The 16,505-nt window shown below is 67.9% G+C and carries 14 protein-coding genes and 2 riboswitches; of the genes, 8 read left to right on the top strand and 6 right to left on the bottom strand.

Features of this window, described 5'->3' with window-relative positions; translation table 11 throughout:
- Positions 1–13: 13 nt before the first annotated feature.
- From gcvH to MRBLWO12_RS03070, 5 genes are all read right to left on the bottom strand, one after another.
- Entirely contained in the window at positions 14–409 is a 396-nt protein-coding gene (gene gcvH, locus MRBLWO12_RS03090; protein ID WP_363552581.1) for a glycine cleavage system protein GcvH, read from the bottom strand.
- On the bottom strand, positions 406–1,590 hold the full coding sequence (locus tag MRBLWO12_RS03085; RefSeq protein ID WP_363552579.1) for a glycine cleavage system aminomethyltransferase GcvT: 1,185 nt from the start codon (positions 1,588–1,590) through the stop codon (positions 406–408). The genes gcvH and MRBLWO12_RS03085 overlap by 4 nt, the downstream gene beginning before the upstream one ends.
- Positions 1,591–1,644: 54 nt before the next feature.
- A riboswitch (glycine riboswitch) is annotated at positions 1,645–1,742 on the bottom strand.
- A 1-nt stretch (position 1,743) separates the two neighbouring features.
- A riboswitch (glycine riboswitch) is annotated at positions 1,744–1,839 on the bottom strand.
- Between the two features lie 42 nt (positions 1,840–1,881).
- Positions 1,882–2,799 (bottom strand): carbohydrate ABC transporter permease, encoded by a 918-nt coding sequence (locus tag MRBLWO12_RS03080; protein WP_363552577.1) that lies wholly within the window; start codon positions 2,797–2,799, stop codon positions 1,882–1,884.
- Entirely contained in the window at positions 2,796–3,761 is a 966-nt protein-coding gene (locus MRBLWO12_RS03075) for a carbohydrate ABC transporter permease (protein ID WP_363552576.1), read from the bottom strand. The genes MRBLWO12_RS03080 and MRBLWO12_RS03075 overlap by 4 nt, the downstream gene beginning before the upstream one ends.
- Before the next feature lie 64 nt (positions 3,762–3,825).
- A complete protein-coding gene (locus MRBLWO12_RS03070; RefSeq protein ID WP_363552574.1) occupies positions 3,826–5,160 on the bottom strand; it encodes an extracellular solute-binding protein in 1,335 nt (444 codons plus the stop codon).
- A 272-nt stretch (positions 5,161–5,432) separates the two neighbouring features.
- Between MRBLWO12_RS03070 and MRBLWO12_RS03065 the strand changes: the two genes are divergently transcribed.
- The 7 genes from MRBLWO12_RS03065 to MRBLWO12_RS03035 are packed head-to-tail and all read left to right on the top strand — an operon-like array spanning position 5,433 to position 12,760.
- The gene (locus MRBLWO12_RS03065; protein WP_363552572.1) at positions 5,433–6,149 is read left to right on the top strand and encodes an NUDIX hydrolase; all 717 of its coding nucleotides are present in this window, start codon (positions 5,433–5,435) and stop codon (positions 6,147–6,149) included.
- Positions 6,146–7,507, top strand: a complete 1,362-nt coding sequence (gene nadA / locus MRBLWO12_RS03060) for a quinolinate synthase NadA (RefSeq protein WP_363552570.1) — start codon at positions 6,146–6,148, stop codon at positions 7,505–7,507. Before MRBLWO12_RS03065 ends, nadA begins: the two co-directional genes overlap by 4 nt.
- Positions 7,504–8,985, top strand: a complete 1,482-nt coding sequence (gene nadB / locus MRBLWO12_RS03055; RefSeq protein ID WP_363552568.1) for an L-aspartate oxidase — start codon at positions 7,504–7,506, stop codon at positions 8,983–8,985. The genes nadA and nadB overlap by 4 nt, the downstream gene beginning before the upstream one ends.
- The gene (gene nadC / locus MRBLWO12_RS03050) at positions 8,985–9,836 is read left to right on the top strand and encodes a carboxylating nicotinate-nucleotide diphosphorylase (RefSeq protein ID WP_363552566.1); all 852 of its coding nucleotides are present in this window, start codon (positions 8,985–8,987) and stop codon (positions 9,834–9,836) included. The genes nadB and nadC overlap by 1 nt, the downstream gene beginning before the upstream one ends.
- Positions 9,836–10,972 carry a cysteine desulfurase family protein gene (locus MRBLWO12_RS03045; RefSeq protein ID WP_363552564.1) on the top strand — a complete coding sequence of 379 codons (1,137 nt, stop codon included), beginning with the start codon at positions 9,836–9,838 and terminating at the stop codon, positions 10,970–10,972. Before nadC ends, MRBLWO12_RS03045 begins: the two co-directional genes overlap by 1 nt.
- Positions 10,973–10,995: 23 nt before the next feature.
- Complete coding sequence (locus tag MRBLWO12_RS03040) at positions 10,996–11,943, top strand: glycosyltransferase family 2 protein (protein WP_363552562.1); 948 nt, start codon at positions 10,996–10,998, stop codon at positions 11,941–11,943.
- A 43-nt stretch (positions 11,944–11,986) separates the two neighbouring features.
- Positions 11,987–12,760: an SDR family NAD(P)-dependent oxidoreductase gene (locus MRBLWO12_RS03035; protein ID WP_363552560.1), complete on the top strand. Its 774-nt coding sequence runs from the start codon at positions 11,987–11,989 to the stop codon at positions 12,758–12,760.
- An 18-nt stretch (positions 12,761–12,778) separates the two neighbouring features.
- Here the strand turns inward: MRBLWO12_RS03035 and MRBLWO12_RS03030 are convergent, their stop codons facing one another.
- Complete coding sequence (locus MRBLWO12_RS03030; protein WP_363558508.1) at positions 12,779–14,830, bottom strand: ABC transporter ATP-binding protein; 2,052 nt, start codon at positions 14,828–14,830, stop codon at positions 12,779–12,781.
- 167 nt (positions 14,831–14,997) lie between these two features.
- On the opposite strand from MRBLWO12_RS03030, the gene MRBLWO12_RS03025 reads away from it, so the two are divergent.
- Positions 14,998–16,467 carry an MDR family MFS transporter gene (locus MRBLWO12_RS03025; RefSeq protein ID WP_363552558.1) on the top strand — a complete coding sequence of 490 codons (1,470 nt, stop codon included), beginning with the start codon at positions 14,998–15,000 and terminating at the stop codon, positions 16,465–16,467.
- Positions 16,468–16,505 lie beyond the last annotated feature (38 nt).

Below are 16,505 nucleotides of genomic sequence, written 5' to 3'. Positions count from 1 at the left end.
GACCACTTCTGGATCAGCCCTCCGTGAGCGCGACGTACGCGTCGCGGTCCAGCAGTCCGTCGAGCGCACCCGCCGCGACGGACACCTTGATCAGCCATCCGCCGGCGAACGGCTCGGCGTTCACGAGCGAGGGGTCGTCGACGACGGCGTCATTGATCTCGACGACGGTTCCCGCGACGGGCGCGTACAGCTCGCCCACCGACTTGGTCGACTCGATCTCGCCGACCACGGAACCGGCGGTGAGCTCGGTGCCCACAGCGGGCAGCTCGACGAACACGACGTCGCCCAGCTTCTCTGCGGCGTAGTCGGTGATCCCGATGGCCACGGTCTGGGTCCCTGAGCCTGTCGAAGGGCCAGCGGCGATCCACTCGTGTTCTTCGGTGTAGCGCAGTGCGTTGAGGTCGGTCATTTGGTCCTCCGGTAGAAAGGCAGGGCGGTCACGGTCGCGGGGATCTTCGTCCCCCGCACATCCAGGAATACTGCGGTTCCCTCTTCCGCGGAAGAAGGAGTCACGTAGGCCATCGCGATCGGGTGGCCGAGGGTGGGGCTGAGGGCACCGCTGGTGATCTCGCCCAGCACGGTGCCGTCTTCGGCGACGACCGCATAACCGGCGCGACCGGCGCGCTTGCCTTCGGCGGCGAGGCCGACGAGCACCGGGGCATCGGCGGACGCCGGCGCGGAGTCCTTGCCGACGAAACGCTCTTTGTCGGCGGCCACCACGCGGCCGAGCCCTGCCTGCGAGGGCTTCGTCTCGCGGCTGAGCTCGTGGCCGTACAGGGGCATGCCCGCCTCGAGGCGGAGCGTGTCACGTGCCGCCAGTCCGGCGGGGACGAGGCCGTGGCCCTCCCCCGCGACCGACACGGCATCCCAGAGGGCGACGGCATCCTCTGCGCGGACGAGGAGCTCGAAGCCGTCCTCACCCGTGTATCCGGTGCGGGCGATCAGCAGCGGCTCGCCGAGGAAAGAGGCATCGGCCCACGCATAGTACTTCTGCTCCGCCCACGGCGTGCTGACATCGGTGATCCCCTCCGTCGCAGCGACGATGGCGGCCGCGGTCGGTCCCTGCACCGCGAGCAGCGCGTACGAGTCCGACACGTCCTCCACGTCGACGCCGCGATCGCCGAGGAATCCTGCGAAGCTGCGCTCCTCGCCTTCCGCGCGGGCGGGCAGCTCTCGCTCGGGGATCGAAGGGAAGTCCCTGACGCGCGAGGCGAAGGCGGAGTCGACGAAACCGCGGTTGCCGGCATTGGCGATGACCAGGTAGCGGTCCTCGGCGAGCCGGTACGCGATGACGTCGTCGATGATCCCGCCGTCGTCAGCAAGGACCAGCGAGTACTTCGCCTTCCCGACGGGCATCGAGGAGATGCGACCGGCGAGTGCGAAGTCGAGGAAATCGGCGGCGTGCTCGCCCGTGACCAGAAACTCGGCCATGTGCGAGATGTCGAAAAGCCCGGCCGCCTGGCGCACCGCGTGGTGCTCGGCCAGGTCGGACGTGTAACGCACGGGCATCTGCCAGCCGCCGAAGTCGGTGAACGACGCACCGAGCGCCTCATGGCGCTCGCGCAGCGGGGTGTAGCGGGGATCGGACATGGAGTTCTCCCGGATGTGGACGGGCGGAGCGGCGACATCGCCGATCCGAGGAACTCCCCCTCTGTCATAGGCCTGAGAGCTTCGCCTGTGCACGGGGGCAGGGCTTTCACCGTCGGCGGATCCCGAGACATCGGAATCGCTTTTCAGAGTGGCCGGAACCGCGCGGTACGCGTTACCTGAGAGATTGGCGGGGAGGCTTGCTCCTTCGGTGCCCGGCTGCGTTCACCAGGGCTCTCCCGCGTGGGTCATTCGGCCTGTCTTCAGTTGTGGGACCAGTCTAGCGGGTGGCGCTCAGCCCTTGACAGCGCCGGCGACGAGCCCACTCGTCATGCGCCCCTGAACGATGACGAAGAAGATGATCACCGGGATCGCCACGATCGTCGAGGCCGCCATGACCTGACCCCAATCGATGGCCTGCGTGGCGCTCTGCTGGACGAACCCGCGCAGCCAGAGCGGCAGGGTCCGGTTGTTCTCCATGATCACCAGAGCGACAGTGAACTCGTTCCAGCACTGCAGGAACGCGAACACGCCGGAGGCGACGAGCCCAGGTGCCAGCAGCGGCAGGGTGATGCGCACGAACGCCTGCGTCCGGCTGAGCCCGTCGATCATCCCCGCCTCCTCGAGCTCCGCCGGGACTCCGGCGACGAAGCCGCGCAGCATCCAGATCGTGAACGGCACGACCGCCGCGACATACAGGATGCTGAGTCCCAGCACGTTGCTGAGCAGACCGAAGCTCGCCATCATCTTGTACTGCGCGATGAACAGCCCCTCGGCGGGGAGCATCTGGATGAGCAGGATGGTCACGATGAACGAGACCCGACCGCGGAACTTGAATCGGCTGATGGCGATGGATGCGAGGAACGCGAAGGTCAGGCAGACGGCGACCGAGAGAAGCGTCACTCCGACGCTGACGGCGAGTGCGGAGAAGAACGACGGCGTGAGCACTCGTTCGAAGTTCGACAACGAGCCGCCGACGGGGAAGAACGTCGGAGTGGAGGACTCGAGGGTGGCCGTCGAGAGCATGGACGAGTTGACCATCCAGTAGACGGGGAACGCCCAGACGACCGCGATGAACAGTGCCAGGATGCTGAGCAGCAAGGTGCCGAGGCGGAGCTTGCGGCGACGAATCGGGATGCGGCTCCCGTCTGCGCTGACGGCGACGCGACCGGCGCTCTTGACGACAGCAGGGCGGGTGGCGGTGACAGTCATTTTCCCTCCTCCTTGATGAGGCTGCGCACATAGAACCAGCTCAGAGCGATCGTCAGCGCGAGGACGAAGATCGACATCGCTGCTCCGGCTCCGAAATCAAGACCGGCGACACCGGTCTTGTAGATGTAGGTGCCGAGGAGGTCGTAGTCCGTCGACTTCGGCCCGGCGTCCTGCAACAGCGTGATCTGCGCGAAGACGCGCAGATCCCAGATGAGGTTCAGAAGAAGGACGATCGCAATCACTGGCTTGATCACGGGAAACACGATGAAGCGGAACCGCTGCACGGCACTCGCGCCGTCCAGCTGACTGGCTTCGAGAACCTCACCGCTGACCTGTGTGAGTCCGGCGTATGCCGAGAACGCGACGAACGGCACCGACATCCAGATGATGATGATCGAGGCCACGACGAAGAACAGCAGCGGTGTGGTGCCGATCCAGTTGAAGCCCTTCATGTCGACACCCGGGATCATGCTGAGAAGGTAGTTGACGACGCCGCGCTGACGGTTGAAGAGCCAGATGAACACCGTCATGGCGGCGATCACCGGCATGGCCCACGCCAAGAGAAGCGCGATCTGCAGGGTGAAGCGGGCAGCAGCGTGGACCTTTGTCATCAGCAGCGCGAGGAGCACGCCGACGACGATGGTGGCGAACGCCGTCACCAGGCAGAAGAGCACAGACCGGAACGTCACGGCCCAGAACGTGCCGTCCTGAGCGATGGCGATGTAGTTGTCGAGCCCGACGAAGTCCGGCGCCTTGCCACCGAGTTGCTGCAGTGCACCGTACTTCTGGAACGACGTGATGATCTGCCAGACGACGGGATACCCCATGCCGAGCAGAAGCACGAGCACGGCGCCGACGATCAGGAGGTACGGTGCCAGCACGGCCCGCCGCACGGACGGATCAGTATCGGTCGAGCGACCTCTGCGGTCGGGGGGCGAAAGGGATTCATCTGTGGTGGTCATACGCGCGTTGCCTGTCTGAGAATGCGCGTGGGGGCCGGGGCGGACCCGACCCCCACGCTGGTGATCAACCGTTGATGATGACGTCGATCTTGGCGTCGTACTCCTTCGCAAGTTCTGCGATGTCGCCGCCCTCGGCCACCTTGCCGAAGAACTCCTCCAGGATCTTCTTGCCCTCGACGGCCGCCCAACCAGGCGCCGCCGGCGTCAGCTTCGAGCCGAGCGCCGAGTCGACGAGCGCTTGGGCGAACTGGTCATCGCCGAGATCGCTGACGAAGTCGACGTTCGCCGGGCCCAGGCCGTTCTTCGCGAGGAGGGCCTGGTACTCGTCCGAGTAGATGATCCGCAGCAGTTCCTTGGCACCCGCCTGATTCTCGCTCTTGGCCGAGATGCCGAGGTTCGACCCGCCCGCGAAGACCGGTGCGACCGACCCCTCCTCGAGGCCCGGAAGCGGGAACACGCCGAAGGTGTCGTCGTTCCACTCGCGCAGTTCGGCTCCCTCGTCGTTGTCGCCGGTGTAGTCACCCACAGACCAGTGCGCCCATCCCGGGGCGATGATCGTTGCCGCAGTCGGAGCCGCACCGCTCTTGTCGTTGTTGATGTTGATCCACGGCGTCGAGTCGTCCTCGGTGGCCGGCGCGTTCGAGGCGCCAGTGAAGATGTCTTGGAACTGCGTGAGACCTGCGATGGACTTCGGGTCGGACAGAGTGGACACCCACTTGTCGCCGTCCTTCTTCGCCAGCTCCCCGCCGTTCGCGAAGATCCAGGAGATTCCGTTGCGCCAGTCCTGACCTCCGATGTAGAAGCCCGACTGAGCGTCGGTGCGGAGCGTCTTGACCGATTCGCTGAACTCGTCGAGCGTCTTGGGGACCTCAAGACCAGCGGCGGTCCAGATGTCCTTGCGGTAGGTGATGTATCGGGATCCGAAGTAGTACGGCAACGCGTACTGTTTGCCGTCGACCTCACCGACTTCGACGAAGGAGCTCAGCAGCTTATCGCCGCCGAGATCCTCGTAGATCGGGCTCAGGTCGCTGAACGCGCCAGCGGTCGTGAAGGTCGGCGACCAGGTGTTGCCGATCTCGGTCACATCGGGAGTGTTCTTGGCGTCGGGAAGCTGGTTGGTCAGCTTGGTGAGGGCGTCGCTCCAGTCCTGCTGCTCGATGGTGAGTGTGCCGCCGGTCGCCTCTTCGTATGCGTCGACCAGGTACTCGCGCGCCTCTTCCGGGGTGTCGCCACCCATCACCCAGAACGTGATGTCCTGTCCCTTCGCGGAATCCGGGTCGAATCCGGATGCGCTCGCTTCGCCGCCTTCAGCGGTACCGCAGGCGGTCAGGCCCAGTGCGAGGACGGAGGCCCCCGCGATGGCGGTGAGCGCGATCTTGCGCTTGCCGTTTCGGTTCATTCTTCTGTTTCCTCTCGGTGCTGCACTGCAGGAGGGATATCTCCCGAAGGGAGGCCGGCCTCCAGGGGTGGTGACCGGGTGCCCCTCCGGCGTGCACCTGTCGGAACGCCGCGAAGGGGTTTGTTAGGACAGTAACCTAACAAACCCGGAACGGGGGAACAAGCCCCGCCGCCCCGGAGAGATAACGTTTCGGACTCGACGGCGATCGACGTCATGAAGGTGCACTAATTGTCACGTTGACACTAAGATCGTTCTCGGAGGTTAAGGTATCAATGACCCAAACCAGTGGCATCCGTGTCGCCGTCTCGACGGTCATCCTCACGCTGCGCGCGTCGGCGGAGGAGGAACCGGTGCTTGCGCTGCCGCTCGTGCGGCGGACGAGGGAACCCTTCGCTGACCGGTGGGCGCTGCCCGGTGGATGGCTCACCCGTACGGAATCGCCTGTCGACGCCGCCGCGCGCACACTCGCCGAGACCACCGGACTCGCACCGAGCTACCTGGAGCAGCTCTACGCATTCGGAGCGGTCGACCGCTCCCCCACACGTGTGGTCTCCCTCGTCTATTGGGCACTCCTTCGTCAAGACGACGTGATGGCTCAGAGCGCCGCCCACCTCGCCTCAGGACGCGCTCCCGAGAACGTGCAATGGTTCGACATCGACGCGCTGCCCCCTCTCGCCTTCGACCACGCGAAGATCATCGAGTACGCGCTGTGGCGACTGCGCAACAAGGTCGGCTACAGCCGCGTCGCGCACGGCTTCCTCCCCGCCGAGTTCACGCTCGCCGACCTCCGTGAGGCGTACGAAGCCATTCTCGGCAAGCACCTCGACCCAGCGAACTTCCGCCGCCAGGTCGAGTCCACCGGCAATCTCATCCCCACCGACCGCTTCCGCACGGGAAGCCACCGACCTGCACGTCTGTACCGCTACAACACCGATGTCGAGCTGGCCGACCGCGGCCCGCTCGGTTCCGAAGAAACGAGCACCCGATGAGCATCACCTTCGTCCCGACTCCCGCGGTTCCTGCGATCGATGCCTCCGTCGATCACGCGATCCAGGCGATCGTCACCGGAGCGTCGACCGACGCCACCTGCAGCACCGACCTCGCTGCAGGCCCCTGGGATTTCGACGTGCGTCCCGGATACGGCCCCGGCTCCTCGATGGGCGACGTCATCCCGACCGGTTCTCCCCGCCAGGGCGAGCTCCCCTCCGCGTACCGCGAGGCCGATGAGGAGGAGCTCCACGAGCGTATCCGCGCCGCGAAGGCGACCCTCGGCGACCGCGTCGTCATCCTCGGCCACTTCTACCAGCGCGAAGAGGTCGTGCGGCACGCGGACTACGTCGGCGACTCGTTCCAGCTCGCCACCGCGGCGAAGGGCCGGCCGGATGCCGAGGCGATCGTCTTCTGCGGCGTGCACTTCATGGCAGAGACCGCGGACCTGCTGTCCGGGCCCGAGCAGGCCGTGATCCTCCCGAACCTCGCTGCGGGCTGTTCCATGGCCGACATGGCCGACATCGATCAGGTCGAGGAGTGCTGGGAGCAGCTCGCCGAGGTGCTGGGCGACCTCGACGCCGTCGATGCGGAAGGGCGCGTGCCGGTCATCCCCGTCACCTACATGAACTCCTCCGCCGCGATCAAGGGCTTCGTCGGGCGGCACGGCGGCATCGTCTGCACCTCGTCCAACGCGCAGACCGTGCTGGAATGGGCGTTCGCCCGCGGACGCCGGGTGCTGTTCTTCCCCGACCAGCACCTGGGACGCAACACCGCCAAGGCGATGGGAGTGCCGCTCGAGCAGATGCCGATGTGGAACCCCCGCCGCGCATTGGGCGGCTCCAGCGCCGAGGAGCTCCAGGACTCTCGCGTGATCCTCTGGCACGGCTTCTGCTCCGTGCACCGCCGGTTCACGGTCGGCCAGATCGATCAGGCACGCGCCGAACACCCCGGAGTGCGGGTGATCGTGCATCCGGAGTGCCCGATGGAGGTCGTGGACGCCGCCGACGAGGCCGGGTCCACCGACTACATCCGCCGGGCGATCGACGGCGCCACCGAGCCGACCACCTTCGCGATCGGGACCGAGATCAACCTCGTCCGTCGACTCGCGGCGCAGTACCCGCAGCACGAGATCTTCTGCCTCGACCCGGTCGTGTGCCCGTGCTCCACGATGTACCGCATCCACCCCGGGTATCTCGCCTGGACGCTGGAGGAGCTGGTCGCCGGCCGCACCCCCAACCGGATCACGGTGTCGGCTGATGTGGCCGATCCTGCACGGGTCGCCCTGGAGCGGATGCTGGCAGCGAAGCCGCCCGTCGTGGATGCTCCCCGGACCCCCGCGGCGGCGAGCACGCGATGAACGTCATCGTCGTCGGCTCGGGCATCGCGGGACTCACCGCCGCGTTGCACGCGCACGAGTCCGGCCACGTCGTCACGCTTGTGACGAAGGGCGCGCTGGGAGACGGCAGCACCGGCTTCGCCCAGGGCGGCGTCGCCGGGGTGTACGGCGCGGGCGACTCCGCGCAACGGCATGCGCGAGACACCATGGATGCCGGCGCCGGTCTTTCGGATGAGGCCGCGGTGTCGATCCTGGTGGCGGAAGGAGCGGCGCGGATCGCCGAACTGATCACCCGCGGTGTGGCGTTCGACCGCTCCCCCGACGGACAGCTGCTGCTCGGGCGGGAAGCGGCGCACAGCCACGCGCGCATCGTGCATGCCGGTGGCGATGCCACCGGGGCGGCGATCTCACGTGCCCTCTCGTACGCCGTTCGCGACACGGACATCACGATCGTCGAAGAGGCGTTCCTGGTCGACCTCATGATCGTCGACGGCGTCGCCCGCGGCATCCGCACCCTGATCGACGGCGCCAGCGGAGAACTCGACGCCGATGCCGTGATCCTCGCGACCGGAGGCGCCGGACACCTCTATGCCCACACGACCAACCCGGCGGGCACGACCGGCGATGGGATCGCCGCTGCTCTCCGCGCCGGTGCGGCGGTGGCCGATCTGGAGTTCGTGCAGTTCCACCCCACCATCCTCGACTCCTCGCCCGCATTCCTGATCTCGGAAGCCGTGCGCGGCGAGGGCGCGACCCTGATCGACTCCGACGGGCGACGGTTCATGTTCGACGTGCACCCGGACGGTGAGCTCGCTCCCCGCGATGTCGTGTCGCGCGCGATCGCACGCCAGGCTGCAGCGCAGGGCTCTCCGGTGCGGCTGGATGCCACGATGCTGGGGACGACGATGCTGGCGAGGCGCTTCCCGACGATCGACCGCGTGACCCGCGAACGCGGATTCGACTGGGCTCGTGAGCCCATTCCCGTGACGCCCGCGGCGCACTACCTGATGGGCGGGATCGTCACCGACCTCGACGGGCGCACCAGCATCCCCGGTCTCTTCGCCGTGGGAGAGGTCGCCAGGACCGGCGTGCACGGCGCGAACCGTCTCGCGTCGAACTCGCTCCTCGAGGGTGCGGTGTTCGGAGCCAGGGCGGCTGCGGCCCTGGTGGCGCCAGCTCCCGCGACGGCGTCAACGCCGGTACGTGCCTGGCGCGACGACATCCTGCCGTCGAACCACCTCGCTGCGCTCCCCTTCTCCCGTGCCGCACTGCAGCAGCTGATGTGGGACCACGTCGGACTCCTCCGCACCGACGAGGGTCTGGCACACGCGCGGGAGGTGATCCGCGCCTGGCGCGCCGGGCTCGACGCCTCTCACAGCGTGGCCGACCACGAGGACGCCAATCTGCTGCTCCTCGCCGACGAGACGGTGTCTGCTGCCCTGCGACGCACCGAGTCCGTCGGCGCCCACTTCCGCGAACCCGCTCTGATCGGAGTCTGATGCTCACCGCCGCCACTCTCACCCGCGTCGTCGGAGCTGCGCTGGAGGAAGACGCCCCCTGGGGCGACCTCACCAGCACGACGCTGCTCCCTGCCGACGCCACCGCCACCGCCGACCTGGTGGCCCGCGAATCCGGTGTGTTCAGCGGCGGCGAGGTCTTCGCCGCCGCGTTCGCCCTGACCGACGCCTCGATCACCGTCGACCAGCACGTCGGCGACGGCGACCACTTCGTCCCCGGCGACGTGCTCGCATCGGTCTCGGGGCCGGCCCGCGGCATCCTCACCGCGGAGCGCGTCGCACTCAACTTCGTGCAGCGGATGAGCGGCATCGCGACTCTCACTGCCGCATACGTCGCCGCGGTCGAGGGTACGCAGGCGCGCATCGTCGACACCCGCAAGACGACACCGGGACTGCGCGCGTTCGAGCGTCACGCCGTGCTCTCGGGCGGAGGCCGCAATCACCGCTACTCGCTGTCCGACGCCGTGATGGCGAAGGACAACCACCTCGCCGTGATCGCGCGCTCCGGCGCCGATCTCGCCACAGCACTGCGCGATGCGCTCTCCCGCCTCCCGCACACGGTGCACGTGGTGGTCGAGGTCGACCGGCTCGACCAGATCCCCTCGGTGCTCGACGGCGGAGCGCACACCGTGCTCCTCGACAACTTCTCGCTCGAGGATCTGCGTGCAGGCGTCGCCCTGATCGGCGGGCGGGCGACGACGGAGGCATCCGGCGGCGTGGACCTCGACACCGTGGGCGACATCGCCCGCACCGGCGTCGATGTGATCTCGGTCGGAGCGCTGACGCATTCCGCACGGGCTCTGGACCTCGGACTGGACATGCGGATCTCCTAGTGCTCTACCTCGACCACGCCGCGACATCTCCGGTGCGTCCGGAGGTGCTGGAGGCGATGCGCCCCTACCTCACCGAGGTGTTCGGCAATCCCTCCAGTCATCACACGACCGGCGAGGCCGCGGCGAGCGCTCTCGAGGATGCCCGTACCCGGATCGCCGCGGTAATAGGGATGCGCACCGGTGATGTGATCTTCACAGCGGGCGGCACCGAGGCGAACAACCTGGCGGTCAAGGGGATCACCCTGGCGGCGCTCGCGCGTGACCGACGCCACGTCGTCGTCTCGCCGATCGAGCACGAGTCGATCCTGGAGTCTGCGGAGTACCTGCGACGGTTCCACGACGTATCCGTCACGCACGTCGCCGTCGACTCGCTCGGGCGCATCTCCCCCGAAGCCCTCGCCGCCGCTCTCCGCAGCGATACGGCGGTCGTGTCGCTCGGTCACGCCAACAACGAGATCGGCACCGTCCAGGACCTCGCTGCCCTCAGCGCCGTGACCCGTGCCGCCGGTGTGCCGCTGCATGTCGATGCCGTGCAATCAGCGGGATGGCTCGATCTGCACGAACTCGGGGTGGACGCGATCTCGATCGCCGGGCACAAACTCGGCGCACCCAAAGGTATCGGCGCCCTGGCGGTGCGGGGCCGGGTGGCCATGGAACCGCTGCTGCACGGCGGCGGCCAGGAGCGGGGGCGACGTTCAGGAACCGAGAACGTGGCGGGCGCGGTCGGCCTCGCCACCGCCCTGCAGCTCGCCGAGGCGGAGCGGGCGGCCGTCACCGCCCGCGTCGGTGCTGCGACCGAGCGCTTCATCGCAGAAGTGCGCGCCCGGATCCCCTCCGCGGCGCTCACCGGCGACCCGCAGCACCGGCTTCCCGGGACGGCCAGCTTCACGTTCGCCGGCACCAGCGGTGAGGCCGTGCTCCTGGAACTCGAACGACGCGGCATCGTGTCATCCAGCGGATCCGCGTGCGCCGCGGGCAGCGACGAGCCATCGCACGTGCTGCTCGCCTGCGGCATCGCTCCGGAGATCGCGCAGACGTCGGTGCGCTTCACGTTCGGGCGCGTCCCGCTGCCGGACGATGCGCCCGAGCATCTGGCCGCGCTGGTCGCGGACTCCGTGCGAGCGGTCTCGGGCTGACGATACGGCCATAGAATCGGCTGGTGACTGCATCCGATCCGCTCTTGACGATGATCGTTCCCGGGCGTGACATCGCCCCGTTCGCCCCCGCCGCCATCGCTTCGCTGCAGGCACAGACCGAGACGCGATGGCGCGCGATCCTGGTCGACGACGGCTCGGCGGATGCGACAGGAGCGATCTTCACCGAGGCAGCTGCCACCGATGAGCGGTTCACGGTGGTCCGGCACGCGGCCTCCCGTGGTCTCGGTGCGGCCCGCAACGTCGCGCTCGAACTGGTCGACAGCCCGTACCTGGGCTTCCTCGACGGCGACGATGAACTCACCCCGACGGCGCTCGCCCGCCTCACCGGGACACTGGCGGAGACGGGAAGCGATTTCGTGGCGGGAGCATACGTGCGCTCCCGCCCGCACCACGACTCCTATGTCGCCGGACGCGTGCAGCCCTGGGTGGCCGCTGCGACCGACCCGGAGCGTCGGCGCACGACGATCCTGCAGCACCCGAACGCCTCGGCCAACATCGTCGCGTGGTCGAAGGTCAGCCGCACGGACTTCTGGCACGACCTGCGCTTCCCCGAAGACGTCGCGTACGAGGACCAGATCGTCGCCCAGCGGATGTACACGCGGGCACGGACCTTCGATGTCATCCCCGACATCGTGGTGCACTGGCGCATCCGCGCCGACGGCACCTCGATCACGCAGGGCAAGGCGCAGCTGCCCGTGCTGCGCGACTACCTCACCGCGCTCCGCGGCGGCATCCGCGTGCTGCGTGAGGCCGGTGCCCGCGCGGCCGTCACGGCGCGGCTCGACCTCATCATCGCGATGGATGTCCCGCCGCTGCTCGAGATCGCCGTGACGCACGACGACCCCGCGTACGCGGCGGAGGTCGATGCCTTCCTCGATGAGCTCCGCGCTCTCCCGGAGTACGCCGACTCGTCTCCCGACCCCACGCTCGCCGCCGCCCTCGCCTGGTGACCGGCACGCCCTGCCTCACCCGCTCAACCCCTCGAGGACATCCATGAACGACTACCTGGCCGACCTCTTCTCGCTGAAGGGCCGCACCGCTGTCGTCACCGGCGGAAGCTCCGGGATCGGGCGCGGCATCGCCACAGCCCTCGCCCGTGCGGGCGCCGCGACCGTCGTGGTCGCCCGAGGCGAGGAGCGCATCGCGGACACCGTGCGCGAGCTGCAGGAGCACGGCTGCCGCGCGGCCGGCGTGGTCGGCGACCTGAGCACGCGCGCCGGCATCCACGCCGTGGCAGAGGCAGCGGCCGAACCGTTCGGCGAGCCCGACATCCTGGTCAACTCCGCTGGTATCAACATCCGCCCCGCCTACGCCGAGATCACCGAGGAGGATTGGGACGCGACGATGACCGTGAACGCCCTCGCCCCGTTCCTGCTCGGCCAGCGCTATGCACAGGGCATGGCGGAGCGCGGCTTCGGCAGACTCATCCACATCAGCTCGCAACAGGCGCACCGTGCGTTCGTCTCCAGCGGTATCTACGGCGCCTCCAAGGGCGCTGTCGAATCCCTCATGCGCTCCGAGGCTGAAGCCTGGGGCGGCACGGGAGTGACCAGCAACACGTTGGTCCCCGGCTTCGTGCTCACCCCGCTGAACGCGCGTCTGCAGGAGGACCCGGAGAAGGTCGCGGCGCTGGCGGCGCGGACCATGATCGGTCGCAACGGTCTGCCGAGCGATTTCGCCGGCGCAGCCGTCTTCCTGGCCGGCGCGGGTTCCGGCTACATCACCGGTCACTCGCTGTTCGTCGACGGCGGGTTGTCGGTGCACTGACCCGCACGGGCGCGGGGGTCAGCTCTCGTCGGGGTACACGCGGGCATCCGCACGGGGCGTGTTCAGCAAAGGCACCGCAGCAGTGAGCGCGGCGACCGCGTCGGCGCCGGCCGAGTCCACGGGAGCCCGGTCCGCCCGCCGCTCGGTGAGCGCCGCAGCCGCGCCTCCCGTCACCGCCTGCTCCACCGCAGTCTCGGTCGCAAGCACCTGCGACGCCGCCACCTGCTCAGCCGCCAACTCGGCGTAGAGCCCTCCGCGGGCGAGAAGCTCGGCGTGGGTACCCGACTCCACGATCTGTCCCGCCTCGAGCACATGGATCACATCGGCACCCATCACGGTCGAGAGTCGATGCGCGATCGACAGGGTCGTGCGCCCGCGCGCCGCCTCGTCGAGCGCGACCTGCACCACGCGCTCCGAGACCGTGTCCAGAGCCGAGGTCGCCTCGTCGAGAAGGAGCACGGGCGGGTCCTTCAGCAGCACCCGCGCGATCGCGATGCGCTGCTTCTCGCCCCCGGACAGACGGTAGCCGCGTTCGCCGACGACCGTGTCGTAGCCGTGCTCGAACCCCACGATGATGTGGTGGATGTTCGCGGCGGTGCAGGCGGCGATCAGCTCCTCCTCCGTCGCCTCCGGCTTCGCGTACAGCAGGTTCTCGCGGATAGTGGCGTGGAAGAGGTACGTCTCCTGCGACACGATGCCCACGTCGTCGATGATCGACTCCTGGGTGAGGGTTCGCACGTCGGCGCCGGCGAACAGCACCGCTCCCCCATGCACCTCATACAGACGCGGGGCCAGATAGAGCACCGTCGTCTTGCCGGCACCGGAGGGACCCACGAACGCGACGTGCTGCCCCGGCTCTGCGACGAAAGAGATGCCCTGGAGTGTCGGACGGGCGTCGGGAGACGCGTCCGGATACCGGAACACGACGTCGGCGAACTCGATGCGCCCCCGCGGCCCCGGAGCATCGCGCACGCTGATCGCATCCGGCGCGTCCTCGATCTCCGGGACCAGGTCGAGGTACTCGAAGATGCGGGCGAACAGCGCCGAGGACGTCTGCAGATCGAGCGAGACGCGCATCAGCCCCATGAGCGGCTGCAGCAGTCGCGCCTGCACGGTCGTGAAGGCGACGACGGTGCCCGCGGTGATAGCCCCTGCCCCACCGGCTATCAGGTAGCCCGATACGAGGTAGATCACGGCGGGGACGCTCGCCATGAGCACCTGGACGACCGCGAAGAACCCCTGTCCGCTCATCGCCCTGCGCACCTGCAGCTTCACCTGGTTGCGGTTCTCGGCCTGGTATCGCTCGGACTCGGTGCGCTGCCGGTTGAATGATTTCGACAGCAGCATTCCCGAGACGCTGAGCGTCTCCTGCGTGATGGAGGTGAGCTCGGAGAGCGACTCCTGCGTCTCTCCTGCGATGCGTGCACGCACCTGGCCGACGCGACGCTGCACGATGACGAGGAACGGCATCAGGATGACGGCGATGAGCGTGAGGCGCCAGTCGATCAGGATCATCGCGACGAGTGAGGCGATGACGGTGACCACGTTGCCGAGGATGCTGGTCACGGTGTTGGTGAGCACCCCTGACACTCCGCCGACGTCGTTCTGCAGCCGAGATTGGATGACGCCGGTCTTGGTGCGGGTGAAGAACCCGAGCTCCATCGCCTGGAGATGCTCGAACAGCCGCACCCGGAGGTCTCCGGTGACGCTGTTGCCCACCGTGGAGGTCAGCCACGTCTGGGCGACGCCGAGCGCCGCCGAGAACAGGAACAGCGCCACCATGATCACGACCAGCCAGATCAGCAGGTCGATGTGCGGGCCACCCCCGGCCACCGGGAACAGCGCATCGTCGAAGATGCGCTGCACGATGAGCGGCGGGATGACGGCGATCGCCGCGCCGACGACGACAAGCACGCCCGTGAACAGGATCCGCGTGCGATAGGCCTGGAACAGCGTCATGACGCGGGCTCCGAGACCGCTGATGCGCGGTGCCTCCGCGTTGAGCTTTCGCTGTGCGCTCTCATCGACGCCGCGGAACCCGCCGCGACCGCCACCCATTCCGCCGCCCATGCTCATGTCGACAGCGTAGTCATGCCCCCGGACTCGGGGGTTCCTCCGTCTGCCGTCGGCGGAATCGGACGAAACCGGAATGAAATGTCCGACCCTATGGTTACGCTGAAAGACTCTCGCGAACTCTCGCGCACCTTCCTCCCTCTCTTCTGTGCCTAGGAGGCCGCATGTCCGCTGTCGACACCGGTTCGATCACGACCCCCACTCCCGCAGGGACCATCTCACGCTCCGACATGCGCGTGATCTGGCTCCTGCTGGTCGCGGCTTTCGTCGCCATCCTGAACGAGACGACGATGGGGATCGCGATTCCGCACCTCAACGTCGATCTCGGCATCCCGCCCGAGCTGGGCCAGTGGCTGACCAGCGCGTTCATGCTGACGATGGCCGTCGTCATCCCGACGACCGGATTCATCCTCCAGCGCTTCACCACCCGCCAGGTCTTCATCGCCGCGATGGTGTCGTTCTCGCTGGGAACCCTCGTGGCGCTCATCGCCCCCGGTTTCACGATCCTCCTGGTCGGTCGCGTCATCCAGGCGGCCGGAACCGGCATCATGATGCCGCTGCTGATGACCACGATCATGAACGTGGTCCCCCCGCAGTCGCGCGGACGCATGATGGGCCGAGTCGGCCTGGTCATCTCGCTCGCCCCGGCGCTCGGACCGACTCTCGCGGGTGCGGTGCTCGAGACGCTGAATTGGCGCGCCCTGTTCGCGATCATCCTGCCCATCGCGCTGATCTCCCTCTTCATGGGTGCGAAGTGGATGACGAACCTCGGAGAGACCCGCGTCGTCCCGCTCGACGTCCTGTCGATCCCCCTCGCAGCGCTCGGTTTCGGCGGCATCGTCTTCGGCCTCAGCCAGTTCGGCGGCGAAGGTGGATCGGGAGAGACGACGGGCATCATCGCGCTGGCTGTCGGTGCGGTGTCGCTCGCGCTCTTCGTATGGCGTCAGCTGCTGCTCCAGCGTGTGGACGACGCACTGCTCGACCTGCGCGTGTTCCGCTCCGGCAACTTCACGTTCTCGGTGATCATCATGACGATCCTCGCGCTGTCGATGTTCGGAACGCTGACGCTGCTCCCGCAGTACCTGCAGAATGTCGCAGGCCTCAACCCGCTTCAGTCGGGCCTGATCCTGCTCCCGGGTTCCGTGTTGATGGGTCTGCTCGGACCGGTGATGGGTCGGGTCTACGACGCCCGCGGCACGCGCCCTCTGCTGATCCCCGGCACGATCCTGGTCTCGGCGGCGCTGTTCTACTACTCGACGGTCGGCGAGCACACCGTGTGGTGGGTGCTGATCATCGTGCAGGCCGCGATGTCGGTGGGACTCGCGATGTCGTTCACCCCGCTGTTCTCCGCGTCGCTCGGATCACTGCAGCGCTCGCTGTACTCGCACGGCTCCGCGGTCCTGAACACGCTGCAGCAGGTGGGTGGTGCGGCGGGAGTCGCGTTGCTCACCGTCACCTACGCGGCGATCCTGCATGCGGGTGAGAACGAGGGACTGACGACGGCAACGGCCGGAGCTCCCGGTGCGCGCATGGCGTTCCTCATCGCGGCGATCATCTCGCTTGCGGCCGTCGCTCTCAGCCCGTTCGTCCGCAAGCCCGCAGACGACGCTGGCGACTTCCACGGCGGGCACTGACCACCGTTCGCCGACCACCCGGTGGCGGCGGCTGCTGC

It is taken from the genome of Microbacterium sp. LWO12-1.2 (assembly GCF_040675875.1).
Lineage (GTDB): Bacteria > Actinomycetota > Actinomycetes > Actinomycetales > Microbacteriaceae > Microbacterium.
The sequence above is the reverse complement of the archived record's forward strand: the minus strand, read 5'-3'. Positions and strand labels throughout refer to the sequence as shown.